The sequence below is a fragment of the Siculibacillus lacustris genome, assembly GCF_004328075.1.
Classification (GTDB): domain Bacteria; phylum Pseudomonadota; class Alphaproteobacteria; order Rhizobiales; family Ancalomicrobiaceae; genus Siculibacillus; species Siculibacillus lacustris.
Window position 1 is genome coordinate 116,107 of sequence record NZ_SJFN01000003.1, and the last position, 16,132, is coordinate 132,238.

Below are 16,132 nucleotides of genomic sequence, written 5' to 3' on the forward strand. Positions count from 1 at the left end.
CGCCGCCTCACTTGGTGAAGATCTGATTGAGCTTCTCCACCCAGACCGAGCGGACGGCGTTCACATGGGCCCAATCGGGGCTGAACAGGCCGAGTTCGTCCATCTTGGTGTCGGGGTAGGCGAGCAGATCGGCGATCGGCGAGGTGAAGCTCAGGCCGCCGATCGAGGGCGAGGCGATCGCCGCTTCGGCCAGCCCCTGCTGCACCTCGGGCGCCAGCATGCGGTTCATGAACTCGGCGCCGAGATCCTGGTTCGGCGCGTTCTTGACCAGGATCTGGCAATTGACCCCGGCGAAGGCCCCCTCCTTGGGGAAGCACATGTCGATGCTCGCGCCCTTCAGCTTGTAGGGGTAGACATATTTCGAATATTCCGGCCCGCCGATCGCCCCTTCGCCCTGGGCCACCAGGAGCGGTGCGTCGTCGGTGTCGTAGAGCTTCAGGACGTTGGGCTTCAGCTCGGCGAGCTTGGGCCAGGCGGCATCGGCGAGATACTGGGCTTCCTTGTAGGGCTTGCCGGTGGCCACCGCGGCGGCGGCGATCACCGTGAAGACGCTCGGCGTGGTCTTGGTGCCGACCAGCGAGACCTTGCCGGCGAAACGCGGATCCCACAGGTCGGCATAGCTCTCGAGCGGCTTGGTCGCTTTCGGATTGTAGAACAGGCCGGCCGAGGAGATGGCCAGCGCGACGCCGTAGCCGTCGTTGTAGATGAAGCGCGGGAAGACCCGGGCGAGGTTGGGCATGCGATCCTTGGGCAGCGGATCGATCAGGCCTTCGCGCTTGGCGATCTCGACGCCGAGGTCGTCGACGAACATCACCGTGAACTTCGGCGCGTCTTTGGAGGCGCGCAGCAGGGCGATCTGGCCGAGGGTCGAGCCCTGCTGGGCGGTGACCTTGCAGTCGAAGTCCTTCTCGAACTTGGGCAGCACCGACTTGCGGATGAACTCGCCCTGGGTGCCGCCCCAGATGCCGATCTGGAGCGTCTTGCCCTCCGACCAGGCGTTGCGGACGAAGACGGTCGGCGCGGCGATCGCGGCGGCGCCGGCGGAGAGGAGGCCACGGCGGGTCGGACGGTAGAGGGAGGTCATGGAACGCACTCCTTGTCAGCGGCCGGCGACTCGCGTCGACGCGGCAGGGTCGGATCGAACGGCGAGGCTAGAGGCTCATGGCTTTCTGCAGCCCGGTGACCCGTTCGACGACGAGCACCAGGACCAGGGACAGCAGGATCATCAGGGAGGCGATCGCGGCGATGCCGGGATCGAACATGCGGCTGATCAACGAGAACATGGTCAGCGGCAGCGGCACGTTCTCGGCGTCGAACAGCCACATCGAGATGGCGTAGTTGTCGAAGGAGGTGACGAAGGCGAAGATCCCGCCGGCGACCAGACCGGGCACGATCTGCGGCCGGGTGACGTGCCAGAAGGTGCGCCAGCGGCTCGCCCCGAGCGTGCGCGCCGCCTCCTCGATCGCCGGATCGAGCATGATCAGCGACGCCGAGACGGTGCGCACGACATAGGGAACGGTCACCAGCACGTGGCCGATCACCAGATTGACCAGGGCGTCGTGCGAGCCGATCGACGAGAAGAAGCGCAGCAGCGCGATGCCGGTGACCAGACTCGGGAACACCAGCGGCGACAGCACCAGGCTCCGGATCAGGTCGCGGCCGGGGAAGGCATGGCGGGTCAGGCCGATGGCGGTCGGGGTGCCGAGCACCATGGCGCCGAGGGCGGCGAGCGACGACAGGATCAGGCTGAAGGTCAGCGAGTCGGTGAAGTCGCGTTCGCCGAGCACCGCGACGTACCAACGCAAGGTGAAGCCCTGGGGCGGGAACACCACGAAGGGCGTGTCGGAGACGCTGAGTGCGATCGGCAGCAGGAGCGGCACCAGCAGGAACAGCGAGATCAGGCCGGCGGCGAGATAGACGGGGAGGGCGGCGGCGCCGAGACGGTTTTCCATCAGCGCGCCCCCTTCATCTTCCGCTGCAGCCGGCGCTCGATCAGGCCGACCGAGGCGAGATTGACGCCCATCACCAGCACCACCAGCAGCGTCGCCAGGGCCGCGCCGAAGGGCCAGTCGAACACCGACAGGATCTGCTCCTGGACCAGCGGCCCGAGCATCTTGACGAAGTTGCCGCCGAGCAGCGCCGGGGCGACGAAGGCGCTGGCGGTCAGCGAGAACACCAGCGTCGAACCGACCGCCAGACCCGGCAGGCTGAGGGGAAAGGTCACGCGGCGGAACACCGCGAAGCTCGAGGCGCCCAGCGTGCGGGCGGCGTCCTCGACCGCCGGATCGATGCGCCCCAGCGCCGCGGCGATCGGCAGCACCATGGTCGACAGGAAGACGTGGACCGAGCCGATGACGATCGCCCATTCGGTGTAGAGCAGATGCACCGGGCCGAGACCGATCTGGGCGAGCAGCCAGTTGACGATGCCCTGATCGCCGTTGGCGAGGATCACCCGCCAGGCATAGGCGCGGACCACGACGTTGATCAGCATCGGGGCGATCACCACCACGGTCAGGATCCGGCCGATCAGGGCCGGGCCGCGGGCCATCACCAGCGCCAGCGGATAGGCCAGCAGCGCCGAGACGACGGTGGTCAGGACGCTGATCTCGAGGGTCGTCCAGGTCGCCTTGCGGTAGAGGTCGACCGAGAACAGGCGGATGTAGTTGGCGAAGGTGAAGCCGTCGGAGAGCGCGCCGGTATCGAGCTGGCGGTAGAAGCCCCAGCGGACCATCAGCCCGACCGGGACGAGGAAGACCACCGCGAAGAACAGCACCACCGGGGCGACCAGCCCCCAGCCGGCGAGGCCGTCGCCGGCGCCGCGCAGCGCCCCGGCGAGGCGTCGCCACGGGGACCCGAGATCGGTGCGCCGGTCGGTGATGCTCATGGCTGCCCCCCGTGCCCGGGCTCGAGGTGCGCGCGGTCGGTGGTCACCGACGCGGTACCCGAACGGCCTTCGCCCTGCCTCCGAGGCGCCTCCCGTGGCCCCTCGAAAGCTCGATGCCGACAGCGTCTCATCATATTGTCGACAATCAAAGGTGATATTGTGAGCGCAAATAGCGATAGAATGCCCATAATCTGGGCGCGATCGCCGCAGCGGTGATCGCCCGATGTTGACAAAGCCCCCGGGTGGGGGCACCCAGGATGGCTCTCGGGCAAGAGGACTTTCGTGATGCCGCAGTCGCAGGACACCGCCGATGCCGAACTCGGCTGGATCGGGATCCCCGAGGACGCCGGCCCCGACGAGAACGCGATCTACGAGCAGATCCATCTGGCGATCGCCCGTCAGGACCTGTCGCCGGGCACGCGTCTGCGCGAAGATCATCTGCGCCGGATCTTCGGGGTCAGCCGCGCCCGCATCCGCAACGTCCTGACGCGGCTCGCCTATGCCGGGGTGGTGACGCTCGAGCCCAATCGCGGGGCCTCGGTGACCAAGCCCAGCCCGAAGGACGCGCACGACAATTTCGTCGCCCGGCGGGCGGTCGAGGACGCGATCGTGCGGATCGCCGCCGGTCACATCGGGCCGGCCGATCGCGCCCTGCTCACCGCCAACATCGAGGCGGAATCCAAGGCGCGCCACGACGGCGACACCGCCGGCATGGTCTGGCTGTCGGGCGAATTCCACATGCTGCTCGCCCGGATCACCGGCAACCGGATCCTCGAGGGCATCTTGCGCGAACTGATCACCCGCGAGGCGCTGGTGATCTCGACCTTCGAGCGGCCCGGTCGCCCGAGCTGCTCCCACGACGAGCACCACGCGATTCTCGAGGCGCTGTGCGCGGGCGACGCCGACCGCGCCTCGCGTCTGATGCTCGGCCATCTCGGCAACGTCGAAGATCGCCTCGACCTCGACCCGCCCAAGAAGCCGGCCGATCTCGCCGAGATCTTCGGCCGCCATCCGACGCGGGTGTGAGCCGCCGCGGCGGGCGTCGCGGCGCCGTGCCCTTGATCAGAACCGCAGGTTGCGGATCAGTTCGTCGATCGCCTTCTGCCGCTGCGCAATGGCGTCGACCAGGGCCTTGTCGTCGCGGGTGATCTCGGCGAGGCGGTCCTCCTGCTGGCGCAGGGTGTCGAGGAAGCGCCGCCCGAGATCGGAGCCGGCCCCGGCCGACTGCAGGTTCTTGCGGATGCGGTCCTGGTCCTCGGTGATCGTCCGCCGCTCCTGGGCGAGCTTCGCCCGATCGGCTTCCGCGCGCGCCACGGCGCCGCTGAGCTCGGCGAGGCGCGCGACGAAGGCCTTCACCGCCGGCGTCGCCGCGTCCAGCCCCCGCACCTCGGCGAGCACGGCGTCGGGCGGCAGCGAGGTCAGCGTCACGCTCTGGCGATCGACGCGCTCGACCGCCAGCTCGGCCTTGGCGGTCTGGCCCTTGGCGACGTGGACGCGCCGCCGCAGCACTTCCGGCGTAGTCTCGACGCCGTCGCTCCCCGTCGCGACCGACCAGCCGTCGGCGCGCGCCTCTTCGAGCAGCACGTCGCGATCTTCGTCGGGCGGGGCGGTGATCTCCCAGGCGATCACCCGGCGCGAGGTCGTGGTCGTCGACAACAGGCCGTCCGCCGCGGTGCCGACCACGGTCTGGCGGATTCCGCGGTCCTCGCGCCGCACCCGGGTCTTGGTGTCGAGCGCGAACAGCACGATCTGATCGCCGGCGCGCGGCAGTTGCGCCAGCAGGGCGTCGCCGACATGGGTGACCGCCCCGTCGGCGCCGGTGGCGAAGGCGGTGACGATGCCCGGCGGCAAGGTGGCGTCGCCGTCGTTCTTCAGGCGGGCGGCGATGAACGGGCGCTGCTCGGCGGAACCGCCGCGATAGAAGGAGATTCGCTCGGCGGCGATCGTCCGGTCGACGAAGGGGACCATCATGGTGTGCCCGGTCGCCAGCGTCACGGCGGTCGGGAAATGGAACAGCAGTTGGGCGCTGCTCTCCTCGGCGACGGCGGCGGTGGCGCTCGACGCCGCGGCGAGATCCTGGACGGGCGCCGGGGCCATTTCGGCGGGGGCGGCCAGCATCGGGGCCGGCTTCGCCCGGGAGGCCACCCCCTTGGCCATCATCGGCGGCGGAGCCGCGGGCGCCCGCGCCGCGATGGCCGGCAGGGCCGGCGCGGCGGAGCCGGTCACCGGCACCTCCTGGCGGCGGCCGAACACCGGGTCGTAGAGCGGCTGATGCAGGGCCACCGGATTGCCGGAGACCAGGGTCAGATCGACCTTGGTCCAGTCGCCGCCGGTCAGGTTCTCGAGCACCGCCCAACCCTGGAGGCGCGCGGTCGCGTCCTTCGCGCCGGCCGGCGGCAGCACCAGCCGCCAGGTGGTCTTCCAGATCGGCGCCGGCACCACGTAGCTCAGAGCGACGTCGCGGGTACCGCTGCCCGACAGGCCGATCGCCACGGTGCGCCGGTCCTTGGCGCGGTTCTCGACCAGCCCCGCGAGCGCCCGGTCGATCTGGGCGCGGGTCTGCGGGTCGACGAAGGCGAGTTCGGTGACCTCTTCGAGCACCGCCTGCACCAGCCCGCGCTCGGTGACCAGGGTCAGCCGATGGCGCTCCTGGGTGCCGGCGCCGTCGGGCAGCCGGACGGTCTCGGTGACCAGGCGCAGCACCCGGCCGCGCGCCTCCACCGGTCCCTTGATGGTGATCTCGCTGCCGACCAGAGCGTCGATCAGGACGGCCGGCGCGGCCAGCGCGGTGCGGTCGAAGGGGAGGTCGCGGAACAGTTGGTCGAGCGGTTCGCGCCCGGGCAGCGACACCGCGCCGAGCGAGCCGATGCGATCGAACACCGTCAGGCTCTTCAGGATGTCGTCGACCTGATCGAGGCGGACGGTGAGATCGACGGTGGCCGAATCGGTCACCGGTCCGGACCGTGTGAACTGCGCCAGCCCGGCGGTCGATAGGACCACCCGGGTGAGCGGCAGTTCGTCGGCGCGCAACGGCGTGGCGGTCGCGAGCGCGAGGACGGCGACCGCGGCGAAGAGCCGGCGGCGGTGGGCGGCGAAGGGCGAGGAGCGAGGAGCCATGGATCACCGACTTGTCCCGGGGGAGCGACGCATGTCGCAGGCGGGGAGAGAATAGCGCCGGCGTCGGTCGTCCGGAACCGGGGAAATGACCCCGTCGGATCGGCGGCGATGATCGTCGCCGCCGATGTTCCCCGACGCGGCCTTTCTGCTCCTGCGAACATCTGTCGCGGGGATGCGCGTTGCGGTCGCGGGCGCCCTCGTCAGTGCTCCGCGAACGTCGTCTTCGCGACGCCGGATCGGCCCTTGCGGCGATACCGGCTATTGACGGGACTTGCATTCCGACATTTCTCTTGCATCGGCGAGTCTGTCGGTCGGCCCCACGACGGGACGGCGATCGACGCCGCATCCGGGTGCCGACGGCCGCAGAACGCCGTGATGTCTTGGAGTCGTCGCATGCCGACGGTCGCTGCCGAGCCCGTGATCCCCGCTCCCATCCTGTTGCTCAGACGGATCGGCAAGTCGTTCGGGCCGGTGCGGGCGCTCGAGGACGTCTCGTTCGACGTGCGCCCCGGCCGCGTCCACGGACTGGTCGGCGAGAACGGCGCCGGCAAGTCGACGCTGGTCAAGATCATCACCGGGCTCGAGGAAGCCGACGAGGGCGAGGTGATCCTCGCCGGCCGCGCGGTGCGCTTCCGCACCCCGATCGAGGCGCGCAACCACGGCATCGCCGCGGTCTACCAGGACCCGAAACTGTTTCCGCACCTGTCGATCGCCGAGAACATCGCGATGGGCGCCTATCCGTCGGGGTGGTTCGGCACCGTCGATCGGCGGGCGATGATCGACACGGCGCGCGAGCATCTCGCCCGGGTCGGGTCGGATCTCGATCCGAAGCGCACCGTCGCCGGCCTGTCGGTGGCCGAGCACCAGTTTGTCGAGATCGCCCGGGCGCTGTCGTCCGACGTGCGGGTGCTGATTCTCGACGAGCCGACCTCGGCGCTGACCCCGACCGAGGCCGAGCGGCTGTTCGCGGTGGTGCGCAGCCTTCGTGATCGCGGCACGGCGATCATTCTGATCACCCACCGCCTCGAGGAGATCGAGGCGATGTGTGACGACGTCACCGTGCTGCGCGACCGTCGCCACGTCGCGACGCTGCCGCGCGCCGAAGTCGATCGCGCCAAGCTGGTGCAGCTGATGGTCGGGCGCCCGCTCGAGGCGCTGTTCGCGCGCCGCGAACGGCCGACGATCGGTGAGGACGTGCTCCGCGTCGAGCATCTGTCGCTGGACGGGGTGTTCGACGACGTCTCGTTCTCGGTCCGAGCCGGCGAGATCGTCGGCATGGGCGGGCTGGTCGGGGCCGGGCGCAGCGAGATCGCTCAGACCCTGTTCGGGATCACCCCGCCGACCGCCGGCCGCGTGGTGCTGAAGGGCGTCGAAGTGGCGCCGCAGAGCCCGAAACAGATGCTGGCGCGCGGCCTCGCCTATCTCCCCGAGGATCGCGACCGCGACGGGCTGATCATGCCGGAGACGATCACCCACAACATCACCCTGCCGATCCTCGATTCGCTGTCGCATTGGACTGTGGTCGATCGGGCGGGCGAACGGCGGCTGGCCGAGAGCGCGTCGCAGACCTACCGGGTGCTGACGCCCTCGGTCGAGACGATCGTCTCGGCGCTGTCCGGCGGCAACCGTCAGAAGGTGGCCTTCGCCAAATGGTTGGCGACCGAGCCGGTGGCGCTGATCCTCGACGAACCGACTCACGGCATCGACATCGGCTCCAAGGCCCAGGTCCACGCGATGGTCGCCCAACTCGCCGATCGCGGCCTCGCGGTGTTGCTGATCTCCTCCGACCTGCCGGAGCTCTTGGCGATGAGCGACCGCATCCTGGTGATCGCCGAAGGTGCGCTGGTCGCCGAATTCGCGCGGGACGAAGCCACCCAGGAATCGGTGATGATGGCGGCGGCGCGCCAGCGCGGGGGGAAGCGGTGATGTCGGAGGCTCCGTCGGTCGCCGCGCGGCCGGGTTCGCGCAATCTCGTCGAAGTGGTGCTGCGCCTGCGCGAAGCCGGCGTCGTGGTGTTCCTGGTGGTGCTCGGGCTGGCCTTCGGTCTGGCGACCGATCGCTTCCTCAGCGTCCAGAACCTGACCACCGTCGCCTCCAGCGCGGCGATCCTGGCGATCGCCGCCTGCGCCCAGGCGATCGTGCTGATCACCCGCAACCTCGACGTCTCGGTCGGCTCGATGATGGGCCTCGTCGCCTATCTCACCGCCGACTGGGCGGCGACCCATCCGGGGATCACGCCGGTCGAGGTGGTGGCGATACCCTTGATGATCGGCACCGTCCTCGGGGCGATCAACGGTCTGCTGGTCGCCTATGGGCGGGTGCCGGCGCTGATCGCCACGCTCGGGACGATGTCGCTCTACCGCGGCTTCACCTACATCTACGCCCATGGCCAGGAAGTGACCTCGAGCCGCCTGCCGCCGTGGATGCTGTCGAGCGTCGATGCGCGCATCGGCGGGCTGCCGATCCTGATCCTGGTGTCGATCGCCATCGTCGCGGTGGTCGCCTGGCTGCTCCACGCCTATCCGTTCGGCCGGCGGCTCTATGCGGTCGGTTCGAACGGCGTCGCCGCCTGGTTCTTCGGCCTGCGCGCCGAACGGGTGGTGTTCTTCGCCTATGTCGCCTGCGGCTTTCTCTGCGGCATCGCCGGGCTGCTCTATGCGGCGCGGGTCGGCACGGTGACGGTGGTGCTGGCCAACGGCTGGGAGATGAGCTCGCTCGCCTCGGCGGTGATCGGCGGGGTCAGCGTCTCCGGCGGCTCGGGGACGGTGGTCGGCGCGGCGCTCGGCGCCGTGGTGCTGGCGACCATCGACAACGGGCTGGTGCTGCTCCGGGTCCCGGAATTCTGGCGGATGTTCATCCAGGGCGCGGCGATCGTCGCGGCGGTGGCGGTCGATGCGCTGATCGCCGAGGCGATCCGCCGGTCGACCGGCGGGCGGCGGCGATGAGGCGGGGGCGGCGATGAGCACGAGCGCGAAACGGCAGTTGCCCCTGTGGGAGATGGCGCTGGTGGTGGCGATCCTCGCCGCCGGGGCGTGGTCGTCGACGCTGTCGCCCTACTATCTGTCGGTCGACCAGCTGTTCGGCTCGACCCGGGCCTTCATCATTCCCGGCCTCCTGGCGCTCGGTCTGGCGGTGGTGGTGTCGCTCGGCGAGATCGACATCTCGCTCGCCTCGATCATCGCGGTCGGCACCGTGGCGCTGTCCAAGCTTTCGGCCGCCGGCGTGCCCTTCGCGGTCGCCGCGCCAATCGTCGTGGCGATCGGCGCCCTGTGCGGCGCCTTCAACGGCCTCCTGGTCGCCAAGTGGCGGCTGCCGTCGCTGGCGGTGACGCTCGGGACCATGGGCGCCTTCCGCGGCCTCGCCTTCATCGCCGGCTCGGAGGTCGGCTACACCGACTTCGACGACGTCTATCTGTGGCTCGGCTCGGACTACGTGTTCGGCGGCGTGGTGCCGGTGTCGCTGATCCTGTTTGCGCTCGCCGCCGCCGGGGTGTGGTTCCTGATGCACCGCACCGGCTACGGACGGCGCTGTTTCTCGATCGGCCTCAACCCGGACGCGGCGTGGTTCGCCGGGGTCGACGTGGTCGGGGTCAAGATCCGCGCCTATGCCCTGGCCGGGGCGCTGGCCGGCGCCGCGGCGCTGGTGTGGGTCGGCCAATACGGCTCGGCGCGCGGCGACAATGCCGACGGCTCGATCCTGTTCGTGGTCACCGCGGTGGTGCTCGGCGGCATGGACATCAACGGCGGCCGCGGCACGCTGTCCGGCGTGGTGCTGGCGCTGTTCCTGCTCGGCACGATCCGCAACGGCCTGGGGCTCGCCAACGTCGGCGGGCCGACCCAGACCGTGGTTCTGGGCGGTCTCCTCGTCGCGGGCGTGCTGCGCCCGGCGGCGGCGGCGGCGATCGCCCGCCTGTCTCGCCCTGCCAAGACCCGAGAAGCGCGCGCGCAGGGAGAGTGAAACGCGCGTCCAAGAAACGAGAATGGGGAGAAACGACGATGAAGATGAAACTCCTGGCCACGCTCGGGGCCGCGGTTCTGGCGGTCGGTCTGGCGGCGGGTCCGGCGCTGGCGCAGCAGAAGACCTCCGGGTTCAAGCTGATGATGACGCCGAAGTGGACCGGCTTCCCCTATTTCGAACTGACCGGCGAAGGCGCCAAGGCGGCCGCCACCGAGCTCGGCGACACGCTGATCTACGCCGGCGCCGATCATGCCGAAGTGTCGCTGCAGGTCGAGACCCTGCAGAACTTCGTCACCCAGAAGCCGGACGGCATCATCCTGGCGGCGATCGACGGCAACGCCGTGGCGCCCGTCCTCAAGCAGGCCCGCGCCAAGGGCATCGTGGTCGGCACCTATGACGCCGACGCCGCGGTCGCCGGCCGCGACATGTTCGTCAACCAGCTGTCCTACGAACAGGCCGCCCGCGTCATGCTCGACGCGGCGCTGATCGATGCGCCGGAGGGCGGCGAGATCGCCTTCATCGCGGCGTCGCCGACCTCGCCGAACCACGTCGCCCACATGAAGATCATGACCGAGCTGAGCAAGACCGAAGCCAAGTACAAGGTCTTCTCCGTGGTCGACACCCAGTACGCCGGTGACGACGACGCCAAGAGCTACGACGTCGCGGTCAACCTGATGCAGGCTCATCCCAAGCTGAAGGTGATCATCTCGTCGTCGGCGGTCAGCGCCCCGGCGGCGGCCCGCGCGATCGAGGCGACCGGCCACGTCGGCAAGGTCTGGGCAACCGGCTTCGCGCTGCCCAGCGCCATCAAGCGCTACCTCGAAAACGGCTCGCAGAAGGCCTTCGCCTTCTGGGATCCGTGGGAACTCGGCTATGTCGCGGCCTATGCCGTGCACCAGAAGCTGGCCGGCAAGTTCGACCCAAAGGAAGGCGCCGTCCTCGACGTGCCCAAGGCCGGCAAGTTCAAGACCTTCAAGGACGCCGAGGTGGTCTACGGCAAGCCGTTGATCTTCACCAAAGAAACGGTCGGCAAGTACAACTTCTGAGGTTCTCCTGCCGTCGGTGACGGCGATCGCGATGAGGGCGGCATCCCGAGGGTGCCGCCCTTTCGTCGTCGAGGGGCGCCACGTCTCGGCATCGGGGGTGACGATGGCGGCGTGCGGTGTGCCCGTCGCCCCTCGCCTTCCTCGCAGGCGAGACGCAGAACCCCGGCGGTCGCCCGCCGGGGTCGTGGGGGTGCGCATCGACGGCGAACCACCGGGGCTGTTCCCGGGGGGTCAGACTTCGGCGGTGCGGCGCGCCGCATGGTCGACCGGCGTCGCCGTCCCGGGGCGACGGGCGATGCCCAGGGCGAAGACGCCGAGGATCATCACCGACCCGATGATGGCGATGCCGCCCAGCAGATAGAGGCCGGCGGTGGTCGAATCGAACAGGGATTCGGCCCAGACCCGGATGTTCGGGGCGACGAAGCCGCCGAGATTGCCGAGCGAGTTGATCAGCGCGATCCCCGAAGCCGCCGCGGCGCCGCCGAGATAGCCCGTCGGGAAGGTCCAGTAGATCGGCTGGACGGCGAGCAGGCCGGCGCAGCCGATGCACAGCGCGACGAAGGCGGCGAGCGGCGAGACGACCGCCAGGGCCCCGGACAGGGCCACACCGGCGCCGCCGAGGAACAGGGTCGCCGCCGAGATGACCCGACGTTCGCCGGTGATCGTCGACAGATGCGGGATATACCAAGCGGCGAGCGCCGCGACCGCCCAGGGAATGCCGGACAGCACGCCGACCAGGAAGCCGACCTTGGAGCCGACCAGAGCCGCGACCTGGGTCGGCAGGAAGAAGGCCATGCCGTAGGAACCGACCTGGATGGTGAAGGCGATCAGGCAGAGATAGAGCACCTTGGGATCGGCCAGCGCCGCCCACACGCCCTTCGGGCCGTGGTCGAGCTTCTCGCGTTCTTCGGCGTCGATCACCGTCGCCAGCGCCGCCTTCTCCTCGGCGTCGAGCCAGGTGCAGCGCGCATCGGACGGCCGGTCGTCGAGGTAGAAGAACGCCCAGACACCGACGACGACCGCCAGCAGGCCCTCGACCAGGAACATCAGCTGCCAGGACTGCAAGCCCAGGAAGCCGTCGATCTGCAGCAGGCCACCGGACAGCGGGCCGCCGAGGACGAAGGCGATCGGCGGGCCGAACCAGAAATAGCCGGCGACCTTGGCGCGCACGTCGATCGGAAACCAGAAGGTCAGATAGAGCATGACGCCGGGCATGAAGCCGGCTTCGCTGGCGCCGAGCAGGAAGCGCAGCGTGTAGAAAATGGTTTCGGTGTGCGAGAACATCATCGCCGCCGAGATCAGGCCCCAGGTCACCATGATCCGCGACAGCCACATGCGGGCGCCGACCTTGAACAGCAGGACGTTGCTCGGAACTTCGAAGATCGCATAGCCGATGAAGAAGATCCCGGCGCCGAAGGCATAGGCCGCGTTGCTGAGGCCGGTGTCCGCCTGGAAGGCCTGTTTGGCGAAGCCGACGTTGGCCCGATCGAGATAGGCCATCACGTACATCAGCGCCAGGAACGGCAGCAGCCTCCTGATCGATTTTCCGATCGCCGCCGACAGTGCCGCCGGCCTCTTCTCTTGTGACATTTCCTCGCTCCTGTGCTCATGGTTGAGTCTGGTTTTTCGGCCCGTGGCAAGGGGAATTGCTGCGCCGTCGAGCCGTGGCCGTCCGCGATCTCGACCGGGCGGCACCCGGTGGAGCCGCGGACGCCGGCCTTCGGCTCAGGCCTGCCACTCCGCGCCGTGCGGGTAGGCGAAGCGCTCCAGCGTCTCGGGCTTCATGGTGACGCCGTAGCCCGGCAGCTTCGGCGGCATGTAGCGGCCGCGCCGGATGACGATCGGCTCGATGAAGTTCTCGTGGAGATGGTCGACGTATTCGAGGACCCGCTTCTCGAGCGACGCCGAGACGGCGATGTAGTCGAACAGCACGACGTTCTGCGAATATTGGCAGAGGCCGACGCCGCCGCCGTGCGGACACACCGGCACGCCGAACTTCGCCGCCATCAGCACCACGGCGAGAACCTCGTTGAGGCCGCCGAGACGCGCCGGATCGAGCTGGCAGAAGTCCATGCCGCCGGCCTGGAAGAACTGCTTGAACATCACCCGGTTGTGGGCGTGTTCGCCGGTCGCCACGCCGATCGGATGGATCCGGGCGCGGATCGCCGCATGGCCCAGCACGTCGTCGGGGCTGGTCGGTTCCTCGATCCACCACGGATCGAATTCGGCGAGCCGGCGCATGTTGGCGACCGCCTGATCGACGTCCCAGGTCTGGTTGGCGTCCATCATCAGCTTGCGGTCCCAGCCGAGTTCCTCGCGCAGGATGCGGGCCCGCCGCATGTCCTGCTCGATGTCGGCACCGACCTTCTGCTTGAGATGGGTCCAGCCGGCCTCGACCGCCTCGCGCGCCAGCCGCCGCATCTTCTCTTCGGAGTATCCGAGCCAGCCGGCGGCGGTGGTGTAGCCGGGGTAGCCGGTGTCCTGCATCTCGGCTTCGCGCGCCGCCTTGCCGGGCGCCACCCGGCGCAGCATGGCGATGGCTTCCGACGGGGTCAGCACGTCGGTGATGAAGGTGAAGTCGATGCAGCGCACCAGCTCTTCCGGGCTCATGTCGACCAGCATCTTCCAGATCGGCTTGCCCTGCTGCTTGGCCCACAGATCCCAGATGGCGTTGATGATCGCCGCGGTGGCGAGGTGGACCACGCCCTTTTCCGGGCCGACCCAGCGCAACTGGCAGTCACCGGCGACGATCTCGTGCCAATAGGCCCCGAAGTTCTCGGTGATGCTCTCGAGCGTCCGGCCGGTGACGAACAGCGCCGCGAGCGCCTTGACCGCCTCGACGCAGAGATCGTTGCCGCGGCCGATGGTGAAGGTCAGCCCGTGCCCGGTCAGCCCGTCCGGGGCATCGGTCACCAGCGTGACATAGGTCGCGGAATAGTCCGACGTGGCGTTCATCGCGTCGGACCCGTCGAGGCTGCGCGAGGTCGGGAAGCGAATGTCCCGCACGATCACGTCGGTGATCTTGATCGGCATCGAAGACTCCTTGGTGTACATCTCCCGGGGCACCGTCGTTCTGCGCTCCGGTTGCCCGCCGTCTTCACCAGAATCGTCTTTCTGCCACAATTGAATTCTGTTGATTGGGGCTATAACCGGGGGTTATCGCTATAATGTTCGCCACCGGACAGATCCTCAGAAACCGCATGAGTATGCGGTATCTGAAATTATTGTTTGTCTTGTCCGAGCAGAAATCCTTGCGAAAAGCCTCGGAGGTGCTGTCGCTGACGCAGCCTGCCGCGACCAAGACTTTGCATGAACTCGAGGACCTGATCGGAGAACGCCTGTTCGTGCGAACCGCGCAAGGGTTGATCCCGACCGCACTCGGCGAAGCGGCGATTCGCTACGCCCGCCTGGTGTTCAAGGATCTCGACGCGCTCGGCGAAGAGCTCGGGGCGCTCCGGGCCGGCGGCATCGGCAACGTCCGGATCGGCTCGATGGCATCGCAGACCGGCCTGTTGCTGCCGCGCGCCATCGCCGCGTTGAAGCGCGATTTCCCCCGCATCAACATCTCGGTCGTCGAGGAGACCAGCGACCATCTGCTGCGCGCGCTCGAAGACGACGACCTCGATCTGGTCGTCGCCCGTATCCCGCAGGGGTGGCCGAGCGACAATCTCGACTTCGACACCTTCGGCGAAGAGATCATCACCGTCGTCGCCCGTCGCGGCCACCCGGCCGACGGCGAACGCCGGCTCGCGCTCGCCGATCTCGCCGATCAGACCTGGATCGCCCAACTCCATCCGGCACCGCTGCGCGAGATCTGGGACCAGATCTTCCGCGAGGAGCGCTTGGCCTTGCCGCGCAGCGTCGTCGAGACCTCGTCGACCATCCTCACGGTGTCGTTGATCGAGCAATCGGACATGGTCGCACTGCTGCCTCTGTCGGTTGCCCGCAACTTCGGCCGCCTCGGGCTGGTCACCACCCTGCCGCTGACCATTTCCGCCAAGCTGCGCCCCTTCGGTCTGATCCGCCGTCGAAACCGCATCCCGACTCCGGCGATGGAGACGGTCGCCCGAATCCTGCGGGAATGCGCCGAAGGCGATGGGGCGACCCCGGGTTTGTGAAATCGGGGTTGCGACCGCTCGGCCCGGCCCGGGCGGGCCGCGGGATCTCGATCGCGGGCGGAATGCCGACGTCGGGCGTCGGTTGCCGCCGCCGATGGGCGCCTCGCGCCCGACGAGCGGAGACGCGGACCGACCGGCGCCGGTCGAACCGTGGAAATCGAACGATTTCGGGTGCGGAAGGTGGTGGTGGGCGTGACAGGGATCGAACCTGTGACCCCTACGATGTCAACGTAGTGCTCTCCCGCTGAGCTACACGCCCGGAACCACCGGTGCCGCCCATCGGGATCGGGCGGCGGGTCGGTCTATAATGGGGTTCGCCGGCTTCCGCAAGCCCGGATGTGCCGAGACCGCGGCGCCGTCCCCAGGTCCCTCTTCCCTCGGCCCCCACGACGAAACACCGCGCCGACGGCGGAGCCGCGGCGCGGTGGGAAGAGCGGAACGCGGGATCGGGCGCGACGATCGCGCTCGGGGCGAGCGTCAGGCGGCGAGGAGCTTTTCCACTTCGCGCACCAGATCGCGCAGATGGAAGGGCTTGGACAGCACCTTGGCGTCCTTGGGGGCCTGGCTGTCGGGGTTCAGCGCGACCGCGGCGAAGCCGGTGATGAACATCACCTTCAGGTCGGGGTCGAGCTGGGTGGCGCGGCGGGCCAGTTCGATCCCGTCCATCTCCGGCATCACGATGTCGGTAAGGAGGAGAGTGAACGGTTCCTCGCGCAGGCGTTCGTAGGCGCTGCGGCCGTTGTCGTAGGAGACGACGTCATAGCCGGCGTTGGCGAGGGCCTTCGCCAGGAAACGCCGCATGTCGTTGTCGTCCTCGGCGAGGATGATGCGCGCCAATGGGTCCATGGGAGTTCTCTTCTCGGCTGCTCGGGAATCACTGTGGTCATAGAAGGCCGCCGCGGTAAAGATCCGGTGAAATCGGCGAAAGATCGGCACGCGCCGACGCCGCGGAGCGGGATTGCGTGGACAGCGACCGACGACGGAGGCAACATGGACCTGCGCCGGCTTCG

13 protein-coding genes and 1 tRNA gene are annotated in these 16,132 nt (G+C 68.8%); 6 read left to right on the forward strand and 8 right to left on the reverse strand.

Translation table 11 applies throughout. The annotated features are described in order from the left end of the window. Window positions 1–7: 7 nt before the first annotated feature. The 3 genes from EYW49_RS03090 to EYW49_RS03100 all read right to left on the reverse strand — a co-directional run bounded on the left by EYW49_RS03090 (window position 8) and on the right by EYW49_RS03100 (window position 2,884). Window positions 8–1,084: an extracellular solute-binding protein gene (locus EYW49_RS03090; protein WP_131305980.1), complete on the reverse strand. Its 1,077-nt coding sequence runs from the start codon at window positions 1,082–1,084 to the stop codon at window positions 8–10. A gap of 67 nt (window positions 1,085–1,151) precedes the next feature. Next, window positions 1,152–1,952, reverse strand: coding sequence for an ABC transporter permease (locus EYW49_RS03095; protein WP_131305983.1), 801 nt, complete (start codon window positions 1,950–1,952; stop codon window positions 1,152–1,154). Beyond that, a complete protein-coding gene (locus tag EYW49_RS03100) occupies window positions 1,952–2,884 on the reverse strand; it encodes an ABC transporter permease (RefSeq protein WP_165498106.1) in 933 nt (310 codons plus the stop codon). Before EYW49_RS03100 ends, EYW49_RS03095 begins: the two co-directional genes overlap by 1 nt. Window positions 2,885–3,169: 285 nt before the next feature. On the opposite strand from EYW49_RS03100, the gene EYW49_RS03105 reads away from it, so the two are divergent. Continuing rightward, window positions 3,170–3,910 (forward strand): GntR family transcriptional regulator, encoded by a 741-nt coding sequence (locus EYW49_RS03105; protein WP_131305989.1) that lies wholly within the window; start codon window positions 3,170–3,172, stop codon window positions 3,908–3,910. A 36-nt stretch (window positions 3,911–3,946) separates the two neighbouring features. Here the strand turns inward: EYW49_RS03105 and EYW49_RS03110 are convergent, their stop codons facing one another. Then, the gene (locus tag EYW49_RS03110) at window positions 3,947–6,001 is read right to left on the reverse strand and encodes a hypothetical protein (protein WP_131305992.1); all 2,055 of its coding nucleotides are present in this window, start codon (window positions 5,999–6,001) and stop codon (window positions 3,947–3,949) included. Between the two features lie 393 nt (window positions 6,002–6,394). On the opposite strand from EYW49_RS03110, the gene EYW49_RS03115 reads away from it, so the two are divergent. From EYW49_RS03115 to EYW49_RS03130, 4 genes are read left to right on the forward strand one after another with little or no spacing between them, the layout of a single operon-like run. After that, entirely contained in the window at window positions 6,395–7,927 is a 1,533-nt protein-coding gene (locus EYW49_RS03115; RefSeq protein WP_206365367.1) for a sugar ABC transporter ATP-binding protein, read from the forward strand. Then, window positions 7,927–8,946 carry an ABC transporter permease gene (locus tag EYW49_RS03120; protein ID WP_131305998.1) on the forward strand — a complete coding sequence of 340 codons (1,020 nt, stop codon included), beginning with the start codon at window positions 7,927–7,929 and terminating at the stop codon, window positions 8,944–8,946. The genes EYW49_RS03115 and EYW49_RS03120 overlap by 1 nt, the downstream gene beginning before the upstream one ends. A gap of 13 nt (window positions 8,947–8,959) precedes the next feature. Further along, window positions 8,960–9,958, forward strand: coding sequence for an ABC transporter permease (locus EYW49_RS03125; protein ID WP_131306001.1), 999 nt, complete (start codon window positions 8,960–8,962; stop codon window positions 9,956–9,958). Window positions 9,959–9,996: 38 nt separating this feature from the next. After that, window positions 9,997–11,004, forward strand: a complete 1,008-nt coding sequence (locus EYW49_RS03130) for an autoinducer 2 ABC transporter substrate-binding protein (protein WP_131306004.1) — start codon at window positions 9,997–9,999, stop codon at window positions 11,002–11,004. Between the two features lie 231 nt (window positions 11,005–11,235). Here the strand turns inward: EYW49_RS03130 and EYW49_RS03135 are convergent, their stop codons facing one another. After that, window positions 11,236–12,594, reverse strand: coding sequence for an MFS transporter (locus EYW49_RS03135; protein ID WP_131306007.1), 1,359 nt, complete (start codon window positions 12,592–12,594; stop codon window positions 11,236–11,238). 135 nt (window positions 12,595–12,729) lie between these two features. Then, window positions 12,730–14,037 carry an enolase C-terminal domain-like protein gene (locus EYW49_RS03140; RefSeq protein ID WP_131306010.1) on the reverse strand — a complete coding sequence of 436 codons (1,308 nt, stop codon included), beginning with the start codon at window positions 14,035–14,037 and terminating at the stop codon, window positions 12,730–12,732. Between the two features lie 173 nt (window positions 14,038–14,210). Between EYW49_RS03140 and EYW49_RS03145 the strand changes: the two genes are divergently transcribed. Beyond that, window positions 14,211–15,122: a LysR family transcriptional regulator gene (locus EYW49_RS03145; RefSeq protein ID WP_228259456.1), complete on the forward strand. Its 912-nt coding sequence runs from the start codon at window positions 14,211–14,213 to the stop codon at window positions 15,120–15,122. Window positions 15,123–15,306: 184 nt separating this feature from the next. Here EYW49_RS03145 and EYW49_RS03150 read toward each other — a convergent pair. Together EYW49_RS03150 and cpdR are read right to left on the reverse strand one after the other, a co-directional pair. Further along, a tRNA-Val gene (locus EYW49_RS03150) sits at window positions 15,307–15,381 on the reverse strand. A gap of 218 nt (window positions 15,382–15,599) precedes the next feature. Continuing rightward, window positions 15,600–15,968: a cell cycle two-component system response regulator CpdR gene (gene cpdR, locus EYW49_RS03155; protein ID WP_131306016.1), complete on the reverse strand. Its 369-nt coding sequence runs from the start codon at window positions 15,966–15,968 to the stop codon at window positions 15,600–15,602. Window positions 15,969–16,132: the final 164 nt, after the last annotated feature.

Excerpts from the sequence above, each read along its gene's own strand:
- EYW49_RS03100 (WP_165498106.1), bottom strand. The coding sequence starts at position 2,884 with ATGAGCATCACCGACCGGCGCACCGATCTCGGGTCCCCGTGGCGACGC.
- cpdR (WP_131306016.1), bottom strand. The coding sequence starts at position 15,968 with ATGGACCCATTGGCGCGCATCATCCTCGCCGAGGACGACAACGACATG.
- EYW49_RS03095 (WP_131305983.1), bottom strand. The coding sequence starts at position 1,952 with ATGGAAAACCGTCTCGGCGCCGCCGCCCTCCCCGTCTATCTCGCCGCC.
- EYW49_RS03145 (WP_228259456.1), top strand. The coding sequence starts at position 14,211 with ATGCGGTATCTGAAATTATTGTTTGTCTTGTCCGAGCAGAAATCCTTG.
- EYW49_RS03125 (WP_131306001.1), top strand. The coding sequence starts at position 8,960 with ATGAGCACGAGCGCGAAACGGCAGTTGCCCCTGTGGGAGATGGCGCTG.
- EYW49_RS03115 (WP_206365367.1), top strand. The coding sequence starts at position 6,395 with ATGCCGACGGTCGCTGCCGAGCCCGTGATCCCCGCTCCCATCCTGTTG.
- EYW49_RS03110 (WP_131305992.1), bottom strand. The coding sequence starts at position 6,001 with ATGGCTCCTCGCTCCTCGCCCTTCGCCGCCCACCGCCGCCGGCTCTTC.
- EYW49_RS03135 (WP_131306007.1), bottom strand. The coding sequence starts at position 12,594 with ATGTCACAAGAGAAGAGGCCGGCGGCACTGTCGGCGGCGATCGGAAAA.
- EYW49_RS03120 (WP_131305998.1), top strand. The coding sequence starts at position 7,927 with ATGTCGGAGGCTCCGTCGGTCGCCGCGCGGCCGGGTTCGCGCAATCTC.
- EYW49_RS03140 (WP_131306010.1), bottom strand. The coding sequence starts at position 14,037 with ATGCCGATCAAGATCACCGACGTGATCGTGCGGGACATTCGCTTCCCG.
- EYW49_RS03130 (WP_131306004.1), top strand. The coding sequence starts at position 9,997 with ATGAAGATGAAACTCCTGGCCACGCTCGGGGCCGCGGTTCTGGCGGTC.
- EYW49_RS03105 (WP_131305989.1), top strand. The coding sequence starts at position 3,170 with ATGCCGCAGTCGCAGGACACCGCCGATGCCGAACTCGGCTGGATCGGG.
- EYW49_RS03090 (WP_131305980.1), bottom strand. The coding sequence starts at position 1,084 with ATGACCTCCCTCTACCGTCCGACCCGCCGTGGCCTCCTCTCCGCCGGC.